The organism is Pseudoclavibacter sp. RFBJ3, from assembly GCF_002931375.1.
In the GTDB taxonomy this organism is placed as follows: Bacteria; Actinomycetota; Actinomycetes; order Actinomycetales; family Microbacteriaceae; genus Pseudoclavibacter.
In genome coordinates this window covers 1-26069 of record NZ_PSXZ01000006.1, presented here as the reverse complement: position 1 = coordinate 26069, position 26069 = coordinate 1, and the positions used below count along the sequence as shown (strand labels likewise).

The window sequence follows — 26069 nt, the reverse complement described above, 5'->3', positions numbered from 1 at the left end:
GCGGCCGCGATTCCGCGCAGGGCACTCAGGACTCGAGGGCCTCGATCTTCGCCACGAGCCTCGACCGGGCGGGCGCGTGGGGTGGGAGGACCGTGAGCGCCGTGCGGAAGGCCTGCGCGTCCTGCGCGACTTCCGGCAGCTCGAGATACCTGAGGAGCGTGGCCGGCTCCGCGGAGCTGAGGACCTGATCTCGGAGGGTCGCCGAAAGCTCCGCGCGCAGCTCGCGGATACCGGGGGCCTCCGACGTGGGCAGCAGCTCCCCGCGGTAGGACTCGACGGCCGCGGCCACGTCACCTGCCTCCAGCAGGTCCAGCACGTCGACGGCATCGCTCGCAAGGCCCTGCGCCACCCGGTAGGGGCGGGGCACGAGGTCGAGACCGCGCTCAGCGAGCACCGGCCGCAGCCGCGCGATCTCCGCCCTGAGCGTGACCTCCTTGGCGCTCTCGCCGTAGATTCGGAGCGCGAGCTCGCCCGAGGTGAGACCCGAGGGCCGTGCGGCGAGGAGCGTCAGGATCTCAGCGTGCCGACCGCTCAGTTCGACCGGTGCACCATCGACGGTGGTGAGCCTGGCGCGGTGGACGCCGAGCGTGCTGATCCTGCCCGCCGCGACGGTGCTCGCCGTCGCGGGTGTCTCTGGGTGAACTCCCGGCTGCGTCGAGTGGCGCGAGAGCAGCACGGCGAGCCGCATCTCCGCCTCCGCGGCCGCGACGGCGGCGCGCATGAGGGCAAGCGAGTGCGGGCCGACGGCTCGTTCATCACCGGTGAGGTCGATGGCACCGACCGCGATGCCGGAGAACGGGTCGCGGATGGGCACTGCGGTGCAGCTGAGCAGCTGCACGGCTGGCGCGAAGTGCTCAGCGCCTGCGATCTGGACGTCCCGACCCGAGGCGAGCGCTGTCCCTGGGGCGCTCGTCCCGACGGCGGCCTCCGACCAGTCGGCGCCCTCGACGAAGTCCATGCGCTCGGCCCGACGGAGTGTGGCGCTGTCACCCCGCACCCAGAGCAGTCGCCCCTGCTCGTTCGTGATCGCGACGATCAAGCCAGTGTCGCGCGCCGGCTCCACGAGGAGACGATCGAGCACGGGAAGGACACGCTGCAGGGGGCTGCGCTCCCGCGCCGCGGCAAGCGGCTCGAACTGGTCGAGATCCCGGGCCCGTGCGTTCGCAGGGCTGCCGAGCAGCTGCAGCGATCTCAGCCAGGAGTCGCGGACCACGCTGCGGAGTCCGGCGACCGCCGAGCGGAGCTCAGCGGAGGCGCCCAGACTGCCATGCGCGTCGATCAGGGTGTGTGCGGATGCTGCGGCAGCCTGGTCAAGGCCGGCTATCTCGCCACTCTGCGGATGCACCTCGCAGCCTCCTCGGATTCGCGGCAGCGAGTGCGTCGATGCACCCGCTGCCGCGAGCCTAGGCGACTCCGCCTGAGTTCTCCCGTGGCAAGCAGCGGCCGGCCGACGGGAGCTCCGATCAGTCGGTGCTCAGCACCTCGCGGAGCGTGTCGAGGCCGAGTCCACCGAGGTCGAGGGCACGCGAATGCCACGCCTTGAGGTCGAAGTCGTCACCGGCACGAGCCTCGGCATCTGCACGGAGCTCCTCCCAGATCCGCTGCCCGATCTTGTAGGACGGCGCCTGGCCCGGCCAGCCGAAGTAGCGGTTCACCTCGAACTTCACGAAGCCGTCAGGCATGTTCACGTGCTGACGCATGAAATCGAGCGCGTACTCGTAGTCCCAGACCTTGTCGCCCTCCGGCACCGTCTTGCCGAGGTGCACTCCGATGTCGAGGACGACACGAGCCGCGCGCATCCGCTGCCCGTCGAGCATGCCGAGGCGGTCTGCCGGCTCGTCGAGGTACCCGAGCTGCTCCATGAGGCGCTCGGCGTAGAGCGCCCAGCCCTCGCCGTGCCCGGAGGTCCAGTTGTTGCGACGCCAGGTGTTGAGCTGGTCGCGGTTGAGGGTCGCACGGGCGATCTGCAGGTGGTGACCCGGGACGCCCTCGTGGTAGACCGTCGTGAGCTCGCGCCACGTGTCGAACTCCGTCACGCCGGGGGTGACCGACCACCACATGCGTCCCGGACGCGTGAAGTCCTCAGATGGGCCCGTGTAGTAGATGCCGCCCTCTTCGGTCGGGGCGATCATGCACTCGAGTCGACGCATCGGCTCGGGGATGTCGAAGTGGCTCTCGGCCAGCTCGGCGACCGCGCGGTCGCTCGTCTCCTGCATCCACGCCTGCAGGGCGGGCGTGCCGTGCAGCTTGCGGGCGGGGTCGAGCTCGAGGTGGGCGATGGCCTCTGCGACCGTCGCACCAGGAAGGATCTCGTTGGCGATGGCCTCCTGCTCGGCCTTCATGCGCGCCAGCTCGGCGAGACCCCACTCGTAGGTCTCGTCGAGGTCGACTGCCGCGCCGAGGAAGCCTCGCGAGGCCAGCGCGTAGTGCTCGCGTCCGACGGCGTCCGTGTTGCTCGCAGCGGGGAGGAGCTCCTCGTGGAGGAACGTCGTGAACGTGCCGTACGCCGCGGAAGCGAGCTGCGCACCGTGACGAAGCTGCTGGCGGAGCTCGTCCGAGACCTCGCCGGTCGCCGGGCTCGATGCCGCGAGCTGCTCGAAGAAGTTGCCGCTGGCCGCGTACTCGTCTGTCTGCATCGCAACTTCGCGGACCTGGCGCTTCGCTGGCACGACGCCGGCGTCGATGCCCGCGCTGAGACGCTCCGTGTAGCCCTCGACCGCGGCGGGGAGGTTCTCGAAGCGCCGCGCGATGTCCTCGAAGTCGCTCACGGTCTCACGCGGCATGAGGTCGAACACCATGCGGATGTCCTGCGCCGGAGACGCGATGTTCGAGAGCTCGCGCAGGTGGAGTCTGGCATCGATCATCTCGATCTCGAGGCCAAGGCTGCGGCGGAGCTCGAGCGCGGTGACCCGGTCGACCTCGTCGGCTTCGGTCAGCGTGTCGAGCTTGCTGAGCACATCGACGATCGCGGCGCGCTTGCGGGGCGCCGCGGCCGAGGAGTAGTCGCCGTACTCGGCCTTGTCGCCGTCTGCGCCGAGTTCCACGCGACGCTCGGGAGAGAGCTCGATCTCTGTGGCGACCCAGGCCTCCGCGAGCCGGTCGATGTCGGTCTGCGGTCGTGTCTGACTGGTGTTCTGGTGGTGCTGAGCGGAAGTCGTCATCCCCCAAGCCTAAGCTCGCCCCTCGAAAGAATCACCGAGAGGCGAGCCCCGTGTGCCTGCTACAGGGAGCCGCGGATGGGGCGGACGGTGGCGGCTAGTGGCCGGCGTCGTCCCAGTTCGGTCCCCGGCCGATCTGCACCTCGAGCGGCACGGTGAGGTCGGCTGCGCCGGCCATCTCCTCGCGCACGATCGCCTCCAACGTCTCCCCCTCACCAGCGGCAACCTCGAACACGAGCTCGTCGTGCACCTGCAGGAGCATCCGCGATGAGAGCTTCTCGGCGCCGATGCGCTCCTCGATGGAGTTCATCGCCCGCTTGATGATGTCTGCGGCCGACCCCTGGATAGGCGAGTTGAGCGCCTGACGCTCGGCGTTCTCGCGGGCGATGCGGTTCGTCGAGTGCAGGTCGGGGAACGGGCGCCTGCGGCCGAAGATCGTCTCGGTGTAGCCGTCCTCCTTCGCCTGCACGACGACGTTGCGGAGGTAATCGCGCACCTTGCCGAAGCGCTCGAAGTAGTCGATCATCAGCTTCTTGGCCTCGGCGACCTCGATCTGGAGCTGCTTCGAGAGGCCGAACGCCGATAGTCCGTAGGCGAGGCCGTACGACATCGCCTTCACCTTGGAGCGCATGGCCGGCGTGACGTCGGCCGGCTCCACGCCGAACACGCGAGAGCCGACGAAGCGGTGGAGGTCCTCCCCCGCGTTGAACGCTTCGATGAGCGCGGCGTCGCCGGAGAGGTGCGCCATGATGCGCATCTCGATCTGCGAGTAGTCGGCGGTGAGGAGCGACTCGAACTCGGGCCCGTGCACGAACGCGCGACGGATGCGGCGTCCCTCGTCGGACCGGATCGGGATGTTCTGCAGGTTGGGGTCGTTCGACGAGAGACGGCCGGTCGCCGAGCCGATCTGGTGGTAGCTCGTGTGGATGCGCGAGCTGTCGTCGACCGCCTTGAGCAGCGACTCCATGATCTGCCGCAGCTTGACCGAGTCGCGGTGCTTGCGGAGCGCGCCGAGGAAGGGGTGCGGGCTGTTCCGCTCGAGATCGGCGAGCGACTCTGCGTCGGTGGAGAAGCCGGTCTTCGTCTTGCGCGTCTTCGGCATCTCGAGGGTCTCGAACAGCACGACCTGCAGCTGCTTGGGCGATCCGAGGTTGATCTCGGTGCCGCCGATGGCGTCGAACGCCTCCTGCTCGTACGTGCGGATGCGCTCGGACAGGTCGTCGGCGAGGCCCTGGAGGAACTCCCGGTCGATGGCGACACCCTGCAGCTCCATGCTGGAGAGAGTCGCGAGCAGGGGCGTCTCGATGCTCGTGAACACGTCGAGGGTGCCCGGTTCGAGCATCTCGAGCGCCGCGGTCGTCGCGCGCTGCGTGTACCAGGCGTCGCTTGCGACCAGCGAGGACTCGTCCTCGAGCTGGAGCTGGTTCGGGTCGGACTCGGGCAGCTGCTCGTCGAGACGCATCTGCACGAGCTCGGCGAGACGCTTCGGCGCGTTCTGCGGGCGGTAGAGCCAGGCGGCGAGCTGGCCGTCCTTGACCTGGCCGCCGACGTCGAGCCCCGCGATGGTGAGCGCCTTCAGCTGCGGCTTGGCGTCGAACATCAGCTTGGGGGCGTCGCTTGCGAGCCACGCCTCGAACGGGGCGTAGTCGAGGCGCTCCGGAATCCAGTGCAGCTCGGTCGCCTCGGCGGCGGTGGAGATGCCGACCGCGACGACGGTGCCGTCGGTGCCGTGGGAGACCGTGAGTCCGAGACCCTCCGGAGTCGCCTCGACCGCCTTCGCGAGCCACTGCTCGAGTTCCTCATCGAGGAGCTCGGGGCGCACGGGCGCCGCGACGGCCTCCGCTGGCGTGATGTCGTCGCCAGCTTCGTCGGCGAGCTTCAGGACGCGGTCTTGGAGCGTGCGGAACTGGAGCTTCGTGAAGATCTCGCGAACCGCATCCGCGTCGATCGCCCCGCGGGACAGCTGCTCGGGGGCGACGGGCAGCTCGACGTCGTCGACGAGGCGGTTGAGCTTCCGGTTGCGCACCGCGTTCTCCCGGTGCTCGCGGAACGACTCGCCGACCTTGCCGCCGATCTCGTCCGCGTGGTCGAGGATGCCCTGAAGGGAGCCGTACTGGGCGAGCCACTTGGCCGCGGTCTTCTCGCCGACCTTCGGCACGCCGGGCAGGTTGTCGCTCTTCTCGCCGACGAGGGCCGCCACGTCTGGATACTGCTCCGGGCGGACGCTGTAGCGCTCCTCGACCTTGGCCGGGTCGTAGCGCGTGAGCTTCGTCACGCCCTGCGTGGACGGGTAGAGCAGCGTGACGTCGTCGGTGACGAGCTGGATCGAGTCGCGGTCGCCAGAGACGACGAGGACCTTGAAGCCCTGCTCGCGCCCCTGCCTGGCGAGGGTCGCGAGGATGTCGTCGGCCTCGAAGTCCTCCTTCACGATCGTCGTGATGCCCATGGCGTGCAGTGCGTCGCGGAGCAGCGGGACCTGGCCCTTGAACTCGACGGGAGTCGCTTCCCGACCCGCCTTGTACTCCGGGTACTCGCGGGTGCGGAACGAGCTGCGGGAGATGTCGAACGCCACGGCGATGTGGCTCGGATTCTCGTTCTGCAGCAGGTTGAGGAGCATCGAGACGAAGCCGTGGATGGCATTCGTGTGCTGCCCCTCGGCGTTCACGAAGCTGTCGACCGGCAGGGCGAAGAACGCCCTGAAGGCAAGCGAGTGGCCGTCGATGACCATGAGGGTAGGCTGATTTTGCGCTGACACACGGTCAGCCTACTTGCCGCCCCAGACACTGCGCCGATGCGCGCGTGTTGTGGGGCGTTCTTCGAGGAGGAAGCCTGATGACGCACCTGGAAACGCCGACGACGGTCAACGGGCTCAGCATCCCCGACCAGCACGAGGTGACCTACGGCCGAGGCTTCGGGGCGCTCGCCGAGCGCATGGGCATCCTCTGCGTCGAGCTGAGCCCCGAGCGTGCCGTGGCCGTCATGCCGGTCGAGGGGAACACGCAGCCGATCGGCCTCCTGCACGGTGGCGCCTACTGCGTGCTCGGCGAGTCGCTCGGGTCCATGGCCGCGAACGTGCACGCCGGCCCGGGAAGGTTCGCGGTCGGCATCGACATCAACGCGACCCACACGGGCTCCGCCGTGAGCGGCTGGGTCACGGGCGAGTGCACGGCCGTGCACCTCGGCGGATCGATGACGGTGCACGAGATCGTCATCACCGACGAGGCGGGCAAGCGCTGCTCGACGGTCCGCATCACGAACCTCATCCGCACCGCCAAATAGCGTCAGGCGAATGCGAAGAAGCCCTCACCGCGTCAACGCGGTGAGGGCTTCTGCTGATCGGGGCTCGGCTACTTCTTCGCCGAGAGCTGCTGGATGACCGCCTGCGCGACCTCCTGCATCGTGAGGCGACGGTCCATGGATGCCTTCTGGATCCAGCGGAACGCCTCTGGCTCGCTGAGGCCCATCTTCTGCGTGAGGAGGCCCTTGGCGCGGTCGACCTGCTTGCGCGTCTCGAAGCGCTCGTTGAGGTCGGAGATCTCGGCTTCGAGCGCGATGAGCTGCGCGTGGCGAGCCAGTGCGATCTCGATGGCCGGGAGCAGATCGTTCTGCGTGAACGGCTTCACGACGTACGCGAGGGCGCCCGCCTCCGTCGCGCGCTCGACCAGTTCCTTCTGGCTGAACGCGGTGAGGAGCACAACCGGGGCGATGCTGTCCTTCGACAGCTGCTCGGCGGCAGAGATGCCGTCGAGCTGCGGCATCTTGACGTCCATGATGACGAGGTCGGGGCGAAGCTCCTTCGCGAGGGCGACCGCGGTCTCACCGTCGCCGGCCTCTCCGACAACGTCGAAGCCGTTGTCGCGAAGGATCTCCACGATGTCGAGCCGGATGAGCGACTCGTCTTCGGCGACGACAACACGTCGCGGGGCTTGAGAGGTTTCCTGTTCAGTCACGTAGTGAGCTTACGATACTGTGTCCGAGGTGAAGCGCCGGCTTGGCGGAATGGCAGACGCGGTGCACTCAAAATGCTCTGTCCGAGAGGGCGTGTGGGTTCGAATCCCACAGCCGGCACGGTTCTGAAGGCCCCCACTTCCCAGTGATTCACTGGCAACTGGGGGCCTTCGTCATTCCCCGGATGCGTGCTCTGCCCACACTTTGCCCACAGTCGCAGAGATGTGAGCGAGGTTCAGCGGAGAGCGCGGCCCCGAGCGTTTGCACATCCGCACTAGTCTTTGCGGACCCCCGCCCTCTGTCGACGGAGACACATGAAGAAGCTCTCTGCCCTCCTCTGCGCCTGCCTCGCCGCGCTGCTGTTCTCTGTGGTCTTGCTGCCACCCCTTCCGGCGGCTGCGGACCAAGGCAACGAGTTCGACATCAGACCCGAACTCATATCCGCCGAGCTCGTCACACCCACGACTGTCGGAGGCGGGGACGAGATCCGGATCAACTGGAGCGTGCGCCATCCCCACGACATCGGAATAGGCGGCATCGCTCTTGAGACCGGGGAGGGGACTTCGTCTCGGGAAAGTAAGTCATGTGGACAGTTCGATGCTGTCGTCGCGGTGCGAGACGGAGACATCGTCAGCGGCACGACAACGTGCACGACTGGCGGTTCAGAGTGGGCGGCAGGCGAATGGCGGGTAAGCGAACTCTATTTCTTTGATGTGCTGGGCGTATTCGGATACGCGTCCGAGGACTTCAGTCCCATCATCCAGGCCCTGCCCAGGCTCCAGATCGACGTCGGCACGGACGGGGACCAGGAATACCCCGAGCTCGTCGCCCTCGAGGTGGTCGCGCCGGACGAAGTCCGCCAGAGCGACGTCATCTGGTTCAACTGGACGATGCGTGAATCGAGCCGAGTCGTCAGGCTGATAATGACCATCGTCGGCCCCGACGGGCGCGAATACGAGGCTCGAGGTTTCGACCGAAACACCACTTCCAGGGACGGAGACCTCGTCTCCGGGTCGCTGCGACTCACCGTCAACAACTCCACCTGGGCGCTTGGGGAGTACCGCGTGCTCAGCGTGTTCTCGGAAGACGAGCATGGGAGCGCCAGCCCTGTCGCCACGGCGGCCAACAGCGACGCACTGGCTTCTGCGGCGAGTTTCACGGTTGTCGACGCTGGCGGACCAGACGTCACCGCACCGGAGCTGCTCTCGGCTGGATTCGAGCAGTCAACAATACGAATGGGCGACGAGGTCGAGCTCATCAACTGGACGATCCGCGATGAGAGCGCGCTCGTGGACGCCACGTTCTACCTGGACGCCGAGTGGGGAAAGCGCTATGAGATCGCTGGCAACGACCGCGACCGGCTGGGCGACATCATCTACGGGTCCGCCGGTGCGAAGGTGTATCAGCCTATGCCTCCCCTCAGTCCCGGGTCTCCTGCGTGGTCGACAGGCGAGTACCGAGTTGTCGGAGCTTCGTTCACGGACGAGTCCGGCAACGTCACGACGCTGTCATCAGACCATCCCATCATTGCCGGGCTGCCACCGATGATCGTCCTCGACCAGAGCGCACCCATTCCAACGCGGTCACCCTCGCCGACGGTGACCGCGCCCCCGTCGCCGACCGCGACGCCGACTGCGACCGCGACGCCGACTGCGAGCGAGACCCCCACTGCGACCGCGACCGCGACCCCGACTGCGACCCCGCCGACCGCGACCGCGACGCCCTCACCAACGGAGAGCACGGCGCCTTCTCCGACGGCGAGCCCGTCGCCGACGGAGACCGTCGCACCGACACCTGCGCCGACAGCCACGTCCACGGCCGGACCCACCGATCCTTCGACTGGGCTGCCTGTCCCCACGCAGTCCGTCGCTCCTCCCACGCAGGCCCCAACCCCGACTCCAACGTCCACGACATCGCTGGCGCCGTCAGCCACACCGCCGATGTCCTCTCCAGGCGCGACAGACGCGCCGACGCAGACGCCGGTCGGAACCCCCACCGTGGTCACCGTCGAAGACGGCACTCCGCCCGAGGCCGGAGATCAGGGAAAGCTGGCGTCGACGGGTTCCGACACCCTCGCGCCGGGGCTTCTCGGCGCGACGGCACTCCTCGGGCTGGGAGCCATGCTGCTCCTCAGGCGGAGGCGCAGCCACGGCGAGTGATCGCGTCGTCCGTGCTCGATTCCCGGGCCGTATCCGGCCGGTGATCGAGTCTCGGTGACGGCGCGTCGCCGAGACGAGCCGGCAACCGTCCTTCGACGGGAGTCCGAAGTCCGCAGTCCGTGCACAGAGGGAAGCCCCGGTTCGGCGAGTGATTCACTGGCCGAACCGGGGCTTCGCGCGTGTGTCGTGTTCGGCGCTAGCCGATGTCGGTGACCGTCGCCTCAGCATCCGCGGCGCTTGCACCGGATCCGGACCAGGTCGCGGTCGCGTCCCACAGGTTCAACGTGTCGTCGACGAGCACGTCGACCTCGACTTCGCCCTCCGGGATCGTGATGCCGTCGGCGGCAGCGGCCTCCACGAGGCGCTGCACGAGCCTGTCGGTGACCTCCGCGAGGGTGTCCTCGCCGGCGTCGGCCTCCGCGGAGGCAGTTCGCATGTATGTCTTGACGTCGCTCATGCCTCCATCATCTCAGCCGGAGAACGAGGACGCGGATGCAGGGGAGGACGTGGGCAGTCGGAACCACCTGTCCGAGTGCCGTGACCGCGAAATCCGTCGATCGATCATCGGCGCGTGGCCTTGCGCCAGCTTTAGGCAACCCTTACCGTACGTATACCGCTATGCCGCTGGGAACCCCGCACCGCACCAAGTGACGACTCCCGCAGACGAAACCTCCAATGTTGCAGTGTTCGCGTCGCCTTTCCCCTCGCTGCTGTCCCTTGGAGGCATCTTCGTGTCGCAAAAAACCGTTGGTCTGTACCGTCCCGAGCTCGAGAAGAGCGACTGCGGCGTCGGCTTCATCACGCGCAAGGACGGCGTGCAGCACCATGATGTGATCCGGCTCGGAAACGAGGCGCTCTGCGCGATTCCCCACCGCGGAGGCATGTCCGCCGAAGGTGTCGGCGACGGCGCCGGTATCAACGTCGACCTGTCGGTCGAGTTCTTCAGCTCGCTCGTCGGGCGCGCGCTCGAGTCGGGCCTCTTCGGCGTGGGCAACTTCTTCATGCCGAGCGACGTCGAGCAGCTCGACGTGGCGCACGAGCTCATCTCCAGCACGCTGCGCGCGCACGGCATCGAGCCGATCCTCGTCCGCGACGTGCCCGTCGACGCCACCGTCGCACGCCCTGCGGCGTCGCACTACCAGCTGCCCATCGTCCAGTGGATCTTCGTCGCGGCCGAGGGGTGGAGCCGCGCCGAGATGGACGCCGCGGCCAACGCCGCGCTGCTCGACATCGAGGGCATCGCCTACTCGAACGCCCCGCTTCAGGGCCTCTACCCGCTGTCGCTGAGCGCCCGCACGCAGACGCTCAAGGGCCGCCTCAACTCGAACGAGGTCATCCCCTACTTCACCGACTTGCTCGACGAGCGCCAGTCGGTTCGCACGCTTTTCTTCCACACGCGCTTCTCGACCAACACGGAGCCGCACCCGAGCATGGCGCAGCCATTCCGCATGCTCGCGCACAACGGAGAGCTCAACACCGACCGCAAGAACCGCCTCTCCGAGAACGCGCTCGCGACCGCGCGGGGACGCGTCATCGTGCATCCACCTGGACAGTCGGACAGCAGCCGCTTCGACCAGACCCTGCAGAGCCGCGTCTTCGACGACGGGCTCGAGCTCGTCGAGGCCGTCGTCTCGACCATGCCGCCTGCGTGGGAGAACGACCGCACGCTCACCCCGGAGGTCCGGGACATGCTCGAGTTCTTCTCCCTCTACGAGGAGAAGAACGACGGACCGGCAGCACTCGTCTTCAGCAACGGCGACATCATCGGCGCGCGCCTCGACCGCCTCGGGCTGCGCCCGTTGCGCACCGTCGAGACCGACGACTACCTCGTCGTGAGCTCAGAGGCCGGGCAGATCCAGTTCGCACCGGGCAGCATCGTGCGCCGCGGTCGCATCGAAGCGGGCGGGATGCTCTACTTCGACCACACGCAGGGGCGCAGCTTCCGCACGTGGGAGGCGCTCGAGCAGCTCGCCCTCCGGCGCGACTACAGCGCGGACCTCGAAGCCGCGCGCGTCAACATCGAGGACATCGAGCTGCCCGAGATCGACCGGGGAAGCAACACGCTCGGCTACGACGGGGACCTCTCCCCCGCCGGCAGGTACGTCGCGTACTCGCTGAACCAGGAGAGCTTCAAGTTCATGATGGACCCGATGCTCGCCAACGGCACCGAGCGCATCTCCGCCATGGGCTACGGCAACGCCATCAACGCGCTCTCCGACCAGGAAGGCGGGCTCGCGAAGTACTTCTCGCAGCGCTTCGCGCAGGTCACGAACCCGCCGCTCGACAGCATCCGGGAGGCCGACGGCATGACGCTGCGCGTCGCACTCGGCGCCAAGCCCGACGGCGGCAACCAGACGCGGCAGATCGTCGTGCCCTCGCCCATCCTCAGCCACCTCAACATGGTCGCGCTCCGCGAGCAGCGCCTCGCGCCGCTCGAGCGCTTCGAGATCCTCTACGCGCCCGTGCAGGGCGACGCCCCCGCCAACGCCGCCTCGCTGCGCGACGCCGTCGAGCGCGTGTGCGACGCCGTGACCACGTTCGCGCGCGCCCAGGGCGGCATCGCAGTGCTCACCGACCGCAACGTGTCGCGCGAGCTGGCCGCGATCCCCCTCATCCTGGTCATCGCGGCCGTCAACCAGCGGCTCATCCGCGAGGGCCTGCGCCTGCGGGTGTCGATCATCGCGGAGAGCGGCCAGCTGCCCTCCTCGCACCACATCGCCGCCGCGCTCGGCTTCGGCGCCGCCGCGGTCTACCCGCTCTGCGTGCGCCTGCGCGCCGAGGAGCGCTACCCGAGCGGCGCCGCCTCGATCGACACGATCACGGACACGGACCTCGCCGTGGCCCGCTTCGCGAAGGCCGCCGAGAAGTCGCTCATGAAGACCATGGGCCGTGTCGGCCTGTGCACCGTCGAGAGCTACATCGGCGGCGAGTTCTTCGAGCCCAACTACCTCGACACGAAGGACCCGGTCCTCGCCGACTACTTCCCCCACCTCGCCGCCCCGGTCGGCGGCGTGCGCTTCGAGCGCATCGCCCTCGCGGTCGCCGAGTGGCACGAGCGGGCCGTCGCGGTCGCCGACGAGAAGCAGATCCCCCTCCTCGGCCTCTTCAAGGAGCGCCAGGAAGGAGCCGGCCACTCGTTCGGCACCACCGCGGTGCGCGGGTTCATCGACATGACCGAGGAGCCGCGCATCCTCGAGGCCACGAAGGCGCCGGAAACGCCCGCCGCGAGCGACGAGCCGCACCCAGGGCACGACTCGCTGCGACTCCTCACCCTCGGCCAGCTCGGCGACGCGTTCGGACTCGACGACAAGGCGTACACGTACAGCGGATACGGCGCGCTCACGCCGGAGCAGATCGACGCGTTCGAGATCACCCCCGGCTACCGGGACTTCGTCACCAACACCATCCAGGAGCGCACACGGCGCCCCTCGGCGCTCCGCGACGTGCTCTCGCTGCCCGCAGACGTCCGCCTCGCCTCGACGCCCTCCGAGTTCGCGCGGGAGCTCAGCCGCTTCTCGCTCGAGGGCAACAGCGACGTTCGCGTGCGCGGCCTCGAGATCGAGCACACGGAGAACTCCACCTACGAGCTGAAGCTCACCGGGCCCCTCGACGACGAATCGACGCGATACGACGCGCTCGCGCAGGTCCTCACGGCCCTCGACGGCGACGCCATCACCGAGACGACCGCGACGGATTCGAAGCTCGAGGTGCGCGTCACCCCGGGCGCACCGAGCATCCTGAGCCTGCTCAGGACGGCGCCGGACAGCATCTCGCTCGACGAGGTGCAGCCCGCGCACGAGATCGCCCGCACCCTCGCATCCGGCGCCATGAGCCACGGGGCGCTCGTCGCGACCGCCCACGAGTCCGTCGCGCACGGCACGAACATGGTCGGCGGCATGTCGAACTGCGGCGAGGGCGGCGAGCACATCACCCGCTACAACACGATCCGGGGCTCGCGCATCAAGCAGTTCGCGTCCGGCCGCTTCGGCATCTGGGCTGGCTACCTCGCCGACCCGATGCTGCAGGAGCTCGAGATCAAGATCGGGCAGGGCGCGAAGCCCGGCGAAGGCGGCCAGCTGCCGGCGCCGAAGGTCACGGTCGACATCGCTGCGGCCCGAGGCGGGACGCCAGGCGTCGAGCTCGTCTCGCCGCCGCCGCACCACGACACCTACTCCATCGAGGACCTCGCGCAGCTCATCCACGACTGCAAGGCCGCCCGGGTGCGGGTCGTCGTGAAGCTCGTCTCGTCGGAGGGCATCGGCACGATCGCCGTCGGCGTCGCCAAGGCGGGCGCCGACGTGATCAACGTCGCCGGCAACACGGGAGGCACGGGGGCGGCCGCCGTCACGAGCCTCAAGTACGCGGGACGCTCGGCGGAGATCGGCGTCGCTGAAGTCCACCAGGCGCTCCTCGCGAACGGACTCAGGCAGAAGGTCGTCCTGCGCTGCTCCGGTGCCCACCAGATGGCAAGCGACGTCGTGACCTCCGCGCTCCTCGGCGGGGACAGCTTCGAATTCGGCACGACAGCGCTCATGATGCTCGGCTGCGTCATGGCGAAGAACTGCAACATCAAGTGCCCCGCAGGACTCACGACCAACCCCGAGGTGTTCGACGGCGACCCGCGCGCCCTCGCCCAGTACCTCCTCAACATCTCGCACGAGGTGCGGGAGATTCTCGCCTCGCTGGGGCTGCGCTCGCTCGGGGAGGCACGAGGGCGCGGCGACCTGCTGCAGCTCCTCGCGCACCCCGCGAGCGTCGGGGACCTCGACGTTCGCGACATGCTTGCGAAGGTTCCCGAGAAGATCGTCGCCAACCCCATCTACCTCGAGAAGGACTTCAGCATCGACGACTCCCTCGTCGAGCAGATCCGGGCCGCCCTCGTCGACCGAGCAGAGCCGTCGATCCTCATCGAAGGCGTCGAGATGGGCAACCGCTTCAAGTCGGTCGGCGGTCAGCTGTCGATCGACATCGAGCGGATGCTCAACTACGAGCTCGATGCCGAGACGGTCGCAGGGCTCCCCGCAGTCGTCGAGGACGAGCGAGGCAGGCGCTCGCTCGTGGACGGCAGCATCATCGTCACGACGCAGGGATCCGCCGGACAGTCCTACGGGGCCTTCAGCAACGACGGCATGCGCCTCGTGCACACGGGAACCGCGAACGACGGCGTCGGCAAGAGCCAAGGCGGCGGAACCATCGTCGTGCTCTCCCCCGGCGGCGGTGGCTCGGAGCCAGGCGAGAACGTGCTCATCGGCAACTTCGCGCTCTTCGGTGCGACGGGCGGACGCACGTTCGTGCAGGGCGAGGCGGGCGATCGCTTCGCAGTGCGCAACTCCGGCGCAACAGCGGTCGTCGAGGGCATCGGCGACTTCGGCTGCGAGTACATGACCAACGGGGCCGTCCTCAATCTCGGCAGCGCGGGCAAGGGCCTCGGCAACGGCATGAGCGGCGGGTTCGTCTACCAGTACGACGCCGACGGCTCGACGCGCGAGAATGTGAGCGCCGACTCCCTGCTCGTGTTCCCCATCACCGACACCAGCCACGGCGACTTCCACGAGGCCGCGGTCAAGCTCCTCCTGCAGTGGCACCTCGACGCGACCGGTTCGCCCCTCGCGGCGCAGATCCTCCGCGACTGGGAGTCCGAGCGCAGCAGGTTCTTCTGCGGTATGCCGCGGGCGCTCCTGCTCTACCAGGACGCCGACAAGATCCTCGCCGCGAAGGGACGCAAAGAGCTGCTCGACGAGCTCTCCACCTCCATCGCAACCCAGCGCATCCGCCTCTTCAAGGAGGCCTACCGTGGCGGTCACCCGGTGATCGGCGGGCGCACCCCCGGCGGCTCGGAGTCCGACCGTGACGACAGGTTCGCCCTGCTCGCCTCCTACGCGGTGCTCAACATCTCGCAGGACATCGCCCTCACCCGAGTGCCAGACGCCAGCGGGCCCGACGACCCCAGGGTGGTCGACGCGGTCCGGAAGCTCATCCTCACCGAGGACTTCTTCGTCATGCAGCGCGTGAACAAGTACCTGCGCGGTGAACTCGACCGGTTCGAGGACGCGGAGCTCGCGGCCCTCATCGCCGCGAAGCGCCTCGAGGACTACAAGGACGCCCTCCGCCTGCGCAACGTGCGCAGCATCGACGCGCCAGGAACGACGGGGTGGATCATGCACCAGAACGTGAAGAACCGCCGGCTCCTCCAGTCGGTGGGCACGGACGAGATCCTCGCGACCGCGGCGATGGTCGACATCGCCCGCGAGCTCGTCGTCACCGAGAAGCGCCAGCAGCCGACGGCCGCGGCCGCTGGTCTCGCTCCGACGGCGGGTGGCCTCGCATGAGCGCGCCGTTCATCCCCGTCGACGCCCCCTTCACCAGGGAGCAGCAGGCATGGCTCTCCGGGTTCATGGCGGGACTCGCCGCGATCCCCACCGCCGACAAGGAGGTGCAGGCCGCGACGCTGACGCTCGAGATCCTCATCGGCACGCAGACCGGGAACTGCGAGTTCGTGGCCGAGGACCTCGCGGCTGCGGCCCGAGCCGCAGGCCTCGCGGCGACGCTCGCCCCGCTCGACTCGGTCTCCCCCGAGGCGTTGAACGGCGAACGCAACATCGTCGTCGTCACGTCCACGTACGGCGAGGGTGAGATGCCGGACAACGCCGAGCTCTTCTGGGAGGAGCTGTCCGCTGACGGTGCTCCGCGCCTCGAGTCGGCGAAGTTCGCGGTCCTCGCGCTCGGAGACAGCAGCTACGACGACTACTGCCAGGCCGGGAAGCTCATCGACACGCGCCTCGAGCAGCTCGGGGCGACGCGTGTCGTGCCGCGCGTGGACTGCGACGTCGACTACGAGGATGCGGCCGCCGAGTGGATCGCGGAGGTGGTCGAGCACTTCGCGGCCCTCCAGCCGAACACCGCCGCTCCGGCGCCAGCCGCTGCCGCTGCGCCGGCCCGAGTGCGCTCGCCGTGGAACAAGAAGACGCCGTACCCGTCGCGCCTCGCCGTCAACCGCGTCCTCTCCGGGCCACGAAGCTCGAAGGAGATCCGCCACTACGAGTTCGATCTCGGCGACAGCGGCATCACGTACGCGGCGGGCGACGCCCTCGCGGTCGTGCCGGTCAACGAGCCCGGTCTCGTCGACGAGCTGCTCGGGCACCTCGGCTTCTCCGGTGACGAAGCGCTCGAGAGCGGCTCGACGCTGCGCACGGCGTTCGAGCGAGAGCTCGACATCACGGCCCCCTCGAAGGACCTGCTCGCGGAGCTTTCCGCTCGGGAGCCGAGCGGAGCCGTCGCGGAGCTCGTGCAGCGCGGCGACAAAGCCCAGCTGGACAGCTGGCTGTGGGGCCGGGACACGCTCGACGTGCTCCGGGCTGCGCAGGGAGTGAGCTTCACCGCAGATGAGTTCGCGTCGCTGCTGCGGCCCATGCAGCACCGTGCCTACTCGATCTCGTCGAGCCCGCTCGCCAGCCCGGACCGCATCCACCTCACCGTCGCCTCGGTGCGGTACGGAAGCGAGGCGCGCCGGTACGGCGGCGTGTGCTCCACGTTCCTCGCCGACCGTGTCGGCGACCTCGACCCCGTGCACCTGTTCCTGCAGCCGAACGCGGCGTTCCGCGTGCCTGAGGATGACGACGCCCCCATGATCATGGTCGGCCCAGGCACGGGGATCGCCCCGTTCCGCGGCTTCCTGCACGAGCGTGAGGCGCGCGGCGCATCCGGACGCAACTGGCTGCTCTTCGGCGACCAGCACCGCGACAGCGACTTCATCTACGAGGAGGAACTCGCGGGGCTCACCGAGCGCGGGGTCCTCGAACGCCTCGACCTGGCATTCTCGCGCGACCAGGCGGAGAAGATCTATGTGCAGACGCGGATGCTCGAGCACAGCGCCGAGCTCTACGCCTGGCTCGAGGAGGGTGGGCACTTCTACGTCTGCGGTGACGCATCGCGCATGGCGAGAGACGTCGACGACGCCCTCCACGCGGTGGTCGCGCAGGAGCGAGGAGTGACGGCTGAAGGCGCGGCAGAGTACGTTGCCGCGTTGAAGCGCCAGAAGCGCTACGTGAGGGACGTGTACTGAGCCATGCTGCCGGAGGACACCGCGGGCAGGGATGAGGTCTGCGGGGCGAACGGGGACTGCCCGTGCGCGCGGCGTCGCGGCGGTGGGCTCCGAGGTCTCGGGCGGGATGGCGCAGTCGGCGCGGCCCACTCCCGGCAGGTGAGCGCGCTCAACGCTGGGACGCTCGATCGGCTGCTGTCGTCGCCGCACACCATGCTCCGCAAGGTGACGCTGTCGCCGGAGGCCTTCGCCTACGGTCTTGTCGGGTTCGGCACAGCGACGGCGACCACCAGCAATGGCGCGTGCACGATCCACCAGATCGGCAGCTACGACCTGCCGACGGCTTGCGGTCGGGCGCTGCGCGCGCCGTCCGCCTGGATCACGTTGCGGGTTCGTCCGGCGTCGCTCGGCGTCGCGGTGATCGCCCACGAGGAGGGCGTGCAGGGGGCGCTCCCCAGTCTGTACGTCTATTCCATCGACGGGCGCCTCGTGCACCGGGTGCTTGTCCACTCTGCCCAGGACGCCCGGCTGCTCGCGCGCCTCGGACGTTCTCGGCCGCCGAGCGAGGCGCAGCTGCGCATCCTGCAGCTGGCTGGGGAGGCCGCGGCGAACTGGCGCGACGGCGATCAGCTCGCGCAGCTGGATGCGATCCTCGATGCGGGTGGGTTCGATCGACACGCCGCGCTGGTGCGCGGGAACGCTGCTGGCTCTGGCTGCGGTGTCGGTGGCGTCGGCAACAGCCGCGCCGTGGATCCCTCGCTGCTCCCCGCGGTGTTCGAGCACCTGAGCTCGGTCGGGTTGCCGGTCTGCGTGGGTGTTCCGTCGAGTGCTGTGCTGCAGCTGGGCGCGGGGTTGGTGCACCTCGTGGAACGTGTCGGCGCGCTCCTGGTCGTCTCGCTCGGGGACGGCGTCATCGAGCTCGATCTCGGCGCGGTGCGCTCGTGTCTGCTCGTGACGGCCTGGGGGCCGCTGGGTCGCACGTCGACGCTGGAGCTCTATGATGAGCGCGCTCGCTGCGTGGCCGTGGTGACGCAGCTCGGGCTGGTCTCGGCCGATGTGCATCGTGCCTGGGAGCACATGCTGGAGTCGCTGCCCGCTGCGTGAGGTCGTCGACAGGGACTCGGGAGACTTGGCCGGTCGCGCTGGGGGTCTGAAACCAGGACGTCGTTGACACAGCGGTGGGGGCGACGTCCGCGCGATCACGATGCTCACGCTCTGCCGCTGGAGACGTATTCCTCGACCACGACACCCGACTCGAAGGAGTGGGTTCCGGTCAAGGTGAACGCACGCGGCTCGTAGGGGGCACTCCCGAAGATGGGGATGCCGGAGCCGAAGATGACGGGATTGCGCTTCAAGACGAGGCGGTCGATCTCCGGGAGGAGTGCGCCGGCGAGCTCCCCACCACCGCAGAGCCAGACGTCCAAGCCGTCTTCCCGTTTCAGGCCGCGGATCGTGGCGAGCGGATCGTGAGTGACGGTGATCTCCGGGTCGAGGTCGTGTGCCCGGCGGCTCGCAACGATCTGACGCAGATGGGGGTAGGGACTGTCGATTCCGATATCGAGCGCGGGGGCCAGCGTGTTCCACCCCATGATCACCGTGTCGAATCGCGTCTTGGGCGGTTCGATTCCCAGTGCGGCCTGCGCGTGCGCGGGCAGCGCGTCCGCATACTCACCGAACACCACAGATGCGTGGTCGCCATCGACGAGGAACGCATCGAACCCGCCGGTTGGGTCAGCAATGTATCCGTCGATGCTGACGGCGACGTAGTAGACGAGGTTCCTCACAGCATCTCCAATCACGACAAGTGTCGTAGTTAAAGTACAACAGGAGTCGTGGTCTAGCTACCATGGGCGGCATGGCCCGCAACGAAGAACGACGCACAGCACTTGCCGACGCCGGGATTCGCGTGCTGGCCGAAGAAGGCGCCCGTGGTCTCACCCACCGCGCCGTGGACGCCGCCGCAGGCACGCCCCGCGGCACAGCCTCGAACTACTTCCCGACCCGGGACGATCTCATCTCCGCGCTCGTCGACCGCATCGGAGAGAGGCTGACACCCGATCCCGAGGCTGTTTCCTCGCGTAGCGCTCGGCCACCCGACCGGGAGCTCTTCGCCGACTACCTGCGTGACGTCGTCAGGCGCCTCGGTATTGACCCACATGTGTCGCTCGCCCTCTTCGAGCTGCGGCTAGAAGCCGGACGGCGTCCTGCCGTCGCCAAGGCGCTCGGAGCGTGGCGGCAGGGAGCCTTCCGGGATGATGTCGCGTTCAACGAAGACTCTGGCCTGCCAGGAGGGCAGACGGAGATCGCCCTGTTCCACTACGCCATCGACGGATTGATGCTCGACCACCTCACCGCACCGATCGATACTGGATTGTCCGTCGATGCCGCCATAGACGAGTTCGTCGACCGCATTCTCCGGTAGTCCCGTCCCCAGAGTCGCCATGCCGCGTCAGCAGTATTCTCTCCAGCCGGGACGTCGGCGTGTGTGAACGCGTTCACTGAACTTGTTCGAGGTAGCCTTCGGGCATGTCGACACCACGCGCAGAGGTCAAGCGGCTCACGCACTCCCGCGTGGTCGATGTGGCCGCACACCTCTTCGTCGAGAAGGGGTTCGCTGGTACGAGCATCCGCCGAATCGCGCAGGCGGCGGGCGTGAGTGTCGGCACGGTCATGTCCGTGGGCGACAAGAGCGCGCTGCTGGTGCGTGTCTTCGATCTCCTCGTCGAGGCGGAAGTCGCCGAGCGGTCTGCTGTCGTCGATCAGGCTCGTCCCGCAGGAACTCAGCGCCCCGCGTTCGCCGATATCGCCGGGACGGACGCCGGGGGCAATTGCCCGGACAGGCTCGTGGGTCTCACGGCACCGCTCGTCGCGCTGTTCACGCGCCATGACGAGCTTGCGCGCGCCTACGCGTCCATCCTCATCTCGGGCGGGCGTGAAGCGGGGCTCTTCTCGGATCTGGCGACCGGCCTCACCGAGAGGTTCCGCACCGTGATCACCGAGCGCGGGTGCACCGCCGAGGAAGACGCCGCCGCGCGAGCGGGGGCGCTGTACTTCGCGTTCGTCGGGCTGCTCTTCACGGCGGCCGCGGGTGGCACCTCCGACCCCGAAGCGCTCTCCGCCGACGTCCGAGGTGCCTTCGGCGCGATCTGCGCCTGCCCGGAGTAGCTACGCGGAGGTCCGCTTCGAACCTGGCTCGCGTCGCTCGTCGCTCGGGCAGAGGATGCTGCTCGGCTGATTGGCGCCGATGCCTCGCCTGATCTCGTGCTCGGAGTACGGGTGTCCGCAGTCCCGGCAGGACGCGGGTGCTCGGACGGGATCCGTTCGCGCGACTCCCCCGGTGCCCACCTGTGCCGGCCCCATGAACGGGAACAGCAGCTGGTTGAGCCGATTCCACCATCCGGGCTGACCCTTGTAGGGGTTCGGGAGTCTGTCGCTGGCCATGATCGTTAGTGTACGAACTATTCGCGGTCTGTGTGCGCGACTAGTCTGGACCCGTGGATCTCCTCGCACTCGACAAGCAGCTCTGCTTCGCCCTGGCCGCGGCCAGCCGGAGCGTCATCTCGCTCTACCGACCCATCCTCGAGCCGCTCGGTCTCACGCATCCGCAGTACCTGGTGATGCTCGGGCTCTGGGAGAACGACGGACAGACACTCGGTCAGCTCGCGAGGGCCCTGCATCTTGAACCCGCCACGCTCAGCCCGCTCGTGAAACGACTCGAGACCTCTGGCCTGGTCACCCGCAGCCGGCGACCAGACGACGAGAGAGCCGTCGAGATTCGACTCACTCCCCCGGGCCTCGAGCTGCGGGCCAAGGCCGAGGAGGTGCCGGTCAAGGTCGTCGCGGAGCTCGGGTGGACCCTCCCCGAACTCGAGGCGCTCAAAGACACGCTCACCCGACTTCTCGACGACTCGACCACAGCCAGGGCCGAGGGGGCGCGCGAGCCCCGCAGCTAGCTCGACACCTCAGACACGGCCGAGGAGCACCGGCCGGGGACACGCATCGACGCGATGGTTGACCTTGCACCTAGGTCAATGTCTACAGTCGAATGCCATGACCATTTCACTGATTGACAGCGCCTCTGCGATGGCGCGGGTTCTGGATGAGACCCCTCATAAGCGCGCGGACCTCGTGCGCAAGATGTGGGCGCCGATGGCGGGCATGTACCACTTCATTCCCGACCAACTGGATATGGCGTCGATTCACCGTCAGAACTTCGGCTTCGACTGGGAGAAGTCCTCGGACCAGCTGCGTGAGGGGTTGCAGATGCTGGTGGACGCCGCTGCGTGGACCCGTGTGGCCGAGGCCCTGGAGGCGGGAGCAGCCGCGCTGAAGGCCGCGGACCCGAGCGTGTTCGTGCCGGATCTCACGGTGCTGCTCCTGCTCGGCGATCCCACCAGCGAGCATTTCCTCAACGAGGTTCAGGGCTTGTCAGGGTTCGGCGGGATCAGCGGCTTCATAGCTATCACCGTGTGGCCCACTCAGCGTGTCCTCGACCGACTCGAAGCCATCGCCGTCCATGAGCTCCATCACAATATCCGCTACTCGCCAGGCGGCATTGCCTGGAACCCTGCCACGGTGACGGTAGGAGAGCACGTCATCTCCGAAGGACTCGCGGACACCTTCGCGACGGAACTCTACGGCGGCGCTGGACACACCCATTTCGTCACCGACGCGACTCGCTCTGATGACCAAGTGCTCGCAAAGGTCGCGACCGGGCTTGAAATCACCGGAATGCAGGAGTTTGCCGGTTGGGTTCTCGGTGATGCCACGGCGAGACTGATGGGGGGTTCCCCGGTGGGTCTGCCCACTGGAGCGGGCTACGCCGCTGGAGCACGAATCGTTGCAGCGTACGTCGAGGCCACAGGCACGACGGCGGCGCAGAACGTGCGGACCCCTGCGGCGGAGATCTTGCTGCGGGCTCTGCCTCGCCTCGGTCTTGCAGGTTCCGAGCGGAGCTGACGGTCGAGAGACTCTGAGGAGTGCGTATGGAATGGACGGTCAAGGAGCTCGCCGAGAGAGCGGGCATAAGCGGCGCTGCATTGCGCCACTACCATCGCATCGGGTTGCTCCATCCGGACCGCGTCGGGTCGAACGGCTACCGCTACTACGGGCCCACTTCGGTCGCTCGACTGCAACGTCTCCTTCTGCTTCGCGAGACGGGGATGGCCTTGACTGAGATCGCTGCAGTGCTGGATGCGCCCGAGACACCGCTCGCAGAGCGAGAAGCGCTGCAGACTCACCTGGAGCAGCTGAATGCGGACAAGGCGACGCTTGAGCGGCGCATTGCCGCGGTTCAGCACACGTTGGCGATGCGCCAGGAAGGCCGTGAGCCTCGCATGGACGTCATGCTTCAGGGCTTCAACGACGCCTACGAAGCCGAGGTCGTCGAGCGCTGGGGGCGCGACGCGTTCGACGCCTCTCATCAGTGGTGGCACGGCAAGTCCGTTCGCGAACAACGCGCGTGGAAAGCTGACACGGAGGCTCTTCTGGCGCGCTGGCGAGAACTGCAGGAAGCAGGTCACGAGCCCGATTCCGCAGCGGCCCGGACGCAGGCGACCGCTCACCTGGACTGGTTCGCCCAGATCCCTGGAACACCAACGCATGCTGGCGACACGGAGAGGTCTACCGCAATGGTGCTCGGCATCGCGGACCAGTACGAGTCGAATCCGGATTTTCACGTGAGTTTCGGAAGCGAGGAAGCCGCACGATTCGCCGCCGAAGTGCTTCGTACTCACGTGCGTCGCCTCCCGTGACGCCCTTGGCTCGGACGGTCAATGGATGCATGCGAGCACTGGGGGCGTTGGCGTACCGACCTCCGCCGCCACGTCGGCGCGGATGAAGAACGGAACGGCGTGATGCGGGTCAGCGCCGCTAGCAGTACAGCTAGCCCATGGTCGCGCGCCAGTACTGGGGCGCGACGAGACCGACTTGCCCGTCTCCCAGCTGCACCGCGGCGTGCACCGGCCAGTTCGGGTTGGCGAGCGCGGCTCGGCCGATCGTGATCCCGTCGGCATCGCCGCCCACCAGGATCGCCTCGGCGTGGCGCGCTTCCGTGATCTGGCCGACCGCCGTCACAAATGCGGTCTCCGCGGGGAGCGCCTCGCGGACCGCCCGGGCGAGCGACACCTGGTAGCCGGGGCCGACCGGGCCGGTGAAGGCGCCGATGCCGCCGCTGGAGAGGTCGAACACGGTGACGCCCAGCTCGTGCACGAGCTTCGCGAGGTCGACGGTCTCGGCGATGGTCCAGCCGCCCTCCACCCAGTCCTCGCCGGAGAAGCGGATCGCGAGAGGCTTCTCGGCTGGCCAGTTGCGCCGCACCTCGGCGACGACCTCGAGGACGAAGCGAGTGCGGTTCTCGAACGAGCCGCCGTACTCGTCGGTCCGCTCGTTCGAGAGCGGTGAGAGGAACTCGTGCAGCAGGTAGCCGTGAGCCGCGTGGATCTGCAGTGCGTCGAAACCCGCGTCGTCGGAGCGGCGGGCCGCCCTGCCCCAGTCGGTCACGAGGTCCGAGATCTGCGTGACGGTGAGTTCGGCAGGCGCCGCGAGCCCGAAGGCATCGGTGCTCGACGGGGCCTGCGCACTCCAACCGCCCTCGTCCGCGGGAACGGTGCCTCGTGCCGTCTCCGGCAGAGCCGGGTAGGCGGATGCCTTGCCGCCGGCATGGCCGAGCTGGATGCCGGCAGCAGCGCCCTGCTCATGCAGGAAGTCGACGATGGGGCGCCACGCCTCCGTGTGCTCGTCGCTCCAGATTCCCGTGTCCTCCGGCGAGATGCGGCCCTCGGGGACGATCGCTGTCGCCTCCGTCCAGACCAGCCCGAACCCGCCGCTCGCGCGCGCACCCAGGTGCACGAGCTGCCAGGACGTGGGAAGACCGTCCCGGCGCGTCACCGAGTACTGGCACATCGGTGCGAGGAACGTGGCGTTGCGCAACGGCAGGCCGCCACCTTCCATGCTCGGCAGGGTGACGGGTGACAGAAGACGGCTCATGCTGACCTTTCGACGTTGGGGCACACGCGGTCCAACAGCGATTCGGCCGCTGTTGTTCCCGCTGCGGATCAGTGGAGGTACGCCTTGAGCCACCGAGTCATGGCCGCGAACGCCTCAGCCCGCACCGGCGGGGCGGAGAGCAGCACGTCGTGCAGCGCGCCGTCCAGGCGACGAACCGTGACCGTGTCGCCGAGATTGAGCGAGCGCCGCGCGATGTCGTCGACGCGCAGCACGGAATCGGAGGTGCGCATCGACTCATGCCAGATCGGCGACAGTGTGCTCCGCGATGACAGGAGCGTCAGGACGGGGGCCCGGATGTCGAGCCCCACGGCGACTGCCGCGTGGCCGGCGAGGATCGCGTGGAGCCAGCCAGCTCGCACCGTGAAGCTCGGCGTCGGCCGCCAGCGGTCGTCGAACTCCCACTCGCCACCCAGCTCCTTCTTCACCGCCCGCGTGTAGAAGCCGAAGTCGATGTTGTTGAACGTGTCCGTGGGGCGCAGCTGGGCCGCGAGCGTCATGAGCGGAGTCAGCGCCGTGCGCACTGCGGCCCTGGTCTGCAGCTCGAGCCACGGGCTGTTCAGGATGAGCGCATCCACGCGACCGGGGTTCCGGTCCGCCCAGAGACTCAGCGTGAGGCCACCCGTGGAGTGGCCGATCAGGATGAGCGGATGCCTGCCCCGGCGGTGCCCACCTGGCCCATGCCCCATGACCTCGAGGGCGCGTTCCAGCTCCTCGTCGTAGGTCGCGAGGTCGGTGACGAATCCGGGGGTCTGGTAGTCGCGGAGGCTGCGCCCGTACTTGCGCAGGTCGAGCGCGAAGAAGCGTGCGCCCTCGTTCGCCCAGTAGTGCGCGTGGTGCTTCTGGAAGAAGTAGTCGGACCAGCCGTGCACGTAGAGGATGTCAGCTCCACGTGCTGGGCCCCGCGCGAAGCGGTCCGCCCGCGGCCCGCGAACGAGCGTCGCGACGACCTGGCCCTCATGGTCGGGCTTGAGCGGCAGGTCGAGGGCCGAGAAGCCGGAACCGAGGATATCCGGTCGCCATTCCGTGGCGGCGACAAGCGCATCTCTGACGTCCAGCGCGGTGGACCCCTGCACCGGACTCACGACTCGCTCCGCGCCTCGACGATCGACATGGTGAAACGATACCCAACGTGGGGCCGCCGCGGGTTCTCACCGACGACAAGAGGCCGGTGAGAACCGTTGGGTCCTCACCGGCCTCTCGGCGGCGTGCGGCTAGCGGGTGTGCTTGCCCTCGTACGCGGGGACGACGCGGTCGTCATCGACGCCCACGCGGTGCACGCGGAGGTCGTTGGTGGTGCCCGCACGGCCCGGGGGCATGCCGGCGACGACCACGACGACGTCGCCCGCCTGGGCGAGGCCGTTCTCCATGAGGTACTTGTCGACCTGCCCGATCATCTCGTCGGTGTGCGTGACGCGCTCCACGATGGCGGCCTTGACGCCCCAGTAGAGGTTCATGCGACGAGCGATGTGCGGCGACGGGGTGAACCCGAGCACGGGGATCTCGGTGCGCAGGCGCGCCATGCGCCGCACCGAGTCACCGGACTCCGTGAACACGCAGTAGTACTTCGCCTTGAGGAACTCGCCAACCTCGGACGCGGCGAGGGTGATCGCGCCGCCCTGCGTGAAGGGCTTCGTGCCCAGCGGCGGGATGCGGTCCAGGCCGTGCGCCTCGGTCGACTCGATGATGCGCGCCATGGTGCGCACCGCCTCGATCGGGAACGCGCCGACGCTGGTCTCGCCGGAGAGCATGAGCGCG

Annotated in this window: 20 protein-coding genes and 1 tRNA gene; 11 read left to right on the top strand and 10 right to left on the bottom strand. The window is 68.3% G+C overall.

Features of this window, described 5'->3' with window-relative positions; genetic code table 11:
• Window positions 1-25: 25 nt before the first annotated feature.
• From C5E07_RS07660 to polA, 3 genes are all read right to left on the bottom strand, one after another.
• Window positions 26-1345: a helix-turn-helix domain-containing protein gene (locus tag C5E07_RS07660; protein ID WP_104241236.1), complete on the bottom strand. Its 1320-nt coding sequence runs from the start codon at window positions 1343-1345 to the stop codon at window positions 26-28.
• A gap of 118 nt (window positions 1346-1463) precedes the next feature.
• On the bottom strand, window positions 1464-3161 hold the full coding sequence (locus tag C5E07_RS07655; RefSeq protein ID WP_104299014.1) for a DUF885 domain-containing protein: 1698 nt from the start codon (window positions 3159-3161) through the stop codon (window positions 1464-1466).
• A 94-nt stretch (window positions 3162-3255) separates the two neighbouring features.
• Entirely contained in the window at window positions 3256-5886 is a 2631-nt protein-coding gene (gene polA, locus C5E07_RS07650; RefSeq protein ID WP_104299013.1) for a DNA polymerase I, read from the bottom strand.
• A 104-nt stretch (window positions 5887-5990) separates the two neighbouring features.
• Between polA and C5E07_RS07645 the strand changes: the two genes are divergently transcribed.
• Window positions 5991-6437 (top strand): PaaI family thioesterase, encoded by a 447-nt coding sequence (locus C5E07_RS07645; RefSeq protein ID WP_104241239.1) that lies wholly within the window; start codon window positions 5991-5993, stop codon window positions 6435-6437.
• A gap of 68 nt (window positions 6438-6505) precedes the next feature.
• On the opposite strand, the gene C5E07_RS07640 is transcribed toward C5E07_RS07645, so the two are convergent.
• Window positions 6506-7108, bottom strand: coding sequence for an ANTAR domain-containing response regulator (locus C5E07_RS07640; RefSeq protein WP_104241240.1), 603 nt, complete (start codon window positions 7106-7108; stop codon window positions 6506-6508).
• 35 nt (window positions 7109-7143) lie between these two features.
• Here C5E07_RS07640 and C5E07_RS07635 point away from each other — a divergent pair.
• Window positions 7144-7226 (top strand) — tRNA-Leu (locus tag C5E07_RS07635).
• Between the two features lie 593 nt (window positions 7227-7819).
• Entirely contained in the window at window positions 7820-9265 is a 1446-nt protein-coding gene (locus C5E07_RS19920; protein ID WP_146080542.1) for an LPXTG cell wall anchor domain-containing protein, read from the top strand.
• Between the two features lie 196 nt (window positions 9266-9461).
• Here the strand turns inward: C5E07_RS19920 and C5E07_RS07625 are convergent, their stop codons facing one another.
• Complete coding sequence (locus C5E07_RS07625) at window positions 9462-9722, bottom strand: hypothetical protein (protein ID WP_104241242.1); 261 nt, start codon at window positions 9720-9722, stop codon at window positions 9462-9464.
• Between the two features lie 274 nt (window positions 9723-9996).
• Between C5E07_RS07625 and C5E07_RS07620 the strand changes: the two genes are divergently transcribed.
• The 3 genes from C5E07_RS07620 (at window position 9997) to C5E07_RS07610 (ending at window position 18410) form a co-directional block, all read left to right on the top strand.
• On the top strand, window positions 9997-15594 hold the full coding sequence (locus C5E07_RS07620; protein WP_258063806.1) for a glutamate synthase-related protein: 5598 nt from the start codon (window positions 9997-9999) through the stop codon (window positions 15592-15594).
• Window positions 15591-17327, top strand: coding sequence for a sulfite reductase flavoprotein subunit alpha (locus tag C5E07_RS07615; RefSeq protein ID WP_104299010.1), 1737 nt, complete (start codon window positions 15591-15593; stop codon window positions 17325-17327). The genes C5E07_RS07620 and C5E07_RS07615 overlap by 4 nt, the downstream gene beginning before the upstream one ends.
• Window positions 17328-17465: 138 nt before the next feature.
• Window positions 17466-18410, top strand: a complete 945-nt coding sequence (locus tag C5E07_RS07610) for a hypothetical protein (RefSeq protein ID WP_104299009.1) — start codon at window positions 17466-17468, stop codon at window positions 18408-18410.
• A gap of 104 nt (window positions 18411-18514) precedes the next feature.
• On the opposite strand, the gene C5E07_RS07605 is transcribed toward C5E07_RS07610, so the two are convergent.
• Entirely contained in the window at window positions 18515-19090 is a 576-nt protein-coding gene (locus C5E07_RS07605; RefSeq protein WP_104299008.1) for a dihydrofolate reductase family protein, read from the bottom strand.
• 71 nt (window positions 19091-19161) lie between these two features.
• Here C5E07_RS07605 and C5E07_RS07600 point away from each other — a divergent pair, with 71 nt between their 5' ends.
• Window positions 19162-19728, top strand: a complete 567-nt coding sequence (locus C5E07_RS07600; protein ID WP_104299178.1) for a TetR/AcrR family transcriptional regulator — start codon at window positions 19162-19164, stop codon at window positions 19726-19728.
• A gap of 104 nt (window positions 19729-19832) precedes the next feature.
• Window positions 19833-20471 (top strand): TetR/AcrR family transcriptional regulator, encoded by a 639-nt coding sequence (locus C5E07_RS07595; RefSeq protein WP_104299007.1) that lies wholly within the window; start codon window positions 19833-19835, stop codon window positions 20469-20471.
• Here the strand turns inward: C5E07_RS07595 and C5E07_RS07590 are convergent, their stop codons facing one another.
• Complete coding sequence (locus tag C5E07_RS07590) at window positions 20472-20747, bottom strand: hypothetical protein (RefSeq protein WP_104299006.1); 276 nt, start codon at window positions 20745-20747, stop codon at window positions 20472-20474.
• A 53-nt stretch (window positions 20748-20800) separates the two neighbouring features.
• Between C5E07_RS07590 and C5E07_RS07585 the strand changes: the two genes are divergently transcribed.
• The 3 genes from C5E07_RS07585 to C5E07_RS07575 all read left to right on the top strand — a co-directional run bounded on the left by C5E07_RS07585 (window position 20801) and on the right by C5E07_RS07575 (window position 23059).
• Window positions 20801-21259 (top strand): MarR family winged helix-turn-helix transcriptional regulator, encoded by a 459-nt coding sequence (locus tag C5E07_RS07585; RefSeq protein WP_104241249.1) that lies wholly within the window; start codon window positions 20801-20803, stop codon window positions 21257-21259.
• Between the two features lie 97 nt (window positions 21260-21356).
• Window positions 21357-22265, top strand: coding sequence for a DUF2268 domain-containing protein (locus C5E07_RS07580; protein ID WP_104299005.1), 909 nt, complete (start codon window positions 21357-21359; stop codon window positions 22263-22265).
• Between the two features lie 26 nt (window positions 22266-22291).
• Complete coding sequence (locus tag C5E07_RS07575; RefSeq protein WP_104299004.1) at window positions 22292-23059, top strand: MerR family transcriptional regulator; 768 nt, start codon at window positions 22292-22294, stop codon at window positions 23057-23059.
• Window positions 23060-23189: 130 nt separating this feature from the next.
• On the opposite strand, the gene C5E07_RS07570 is transcribed toward C5E07_RS07575, so the two are convergent.
• The 3 genes from C5E07_RS07570 to C5E07_RS07560 form a co-directional block, all read right to left on the bottom strand.
• Window positions 23190-24293, bottom strand: a complete 1104-nt coding sequence (locus C5E07_RS07570; protein ID WP_104299003.1) for an NADH:flavin oxidoreductase/NADH oxidase — start codon at window positions 24291-24293, stop codon at window positions 23190-23192.
• 68 nt (window positions 24294-24361) lie between these two features.
• Window positions 24362-25396, bottom strand: coding sequence for an alpha/beta hydrolase (locus tag C5E07_RS07565; RefSeq protein ID WP_258063805.1), 1035 nt, complete (start codon window positions 25394-25396; stop codon window positions 24362-24364).
• 129 nt (window positions 25397-25525) lie between these two features.
• On the bottom strand, window positions 25526-26069 hold a 544-nt coding region (locus C5E07_RS07560; RefSeq protein ID WP_258063804.1), incomplete at its 5' end, for a pyruvate kinase alpha/beta domain-containing protein.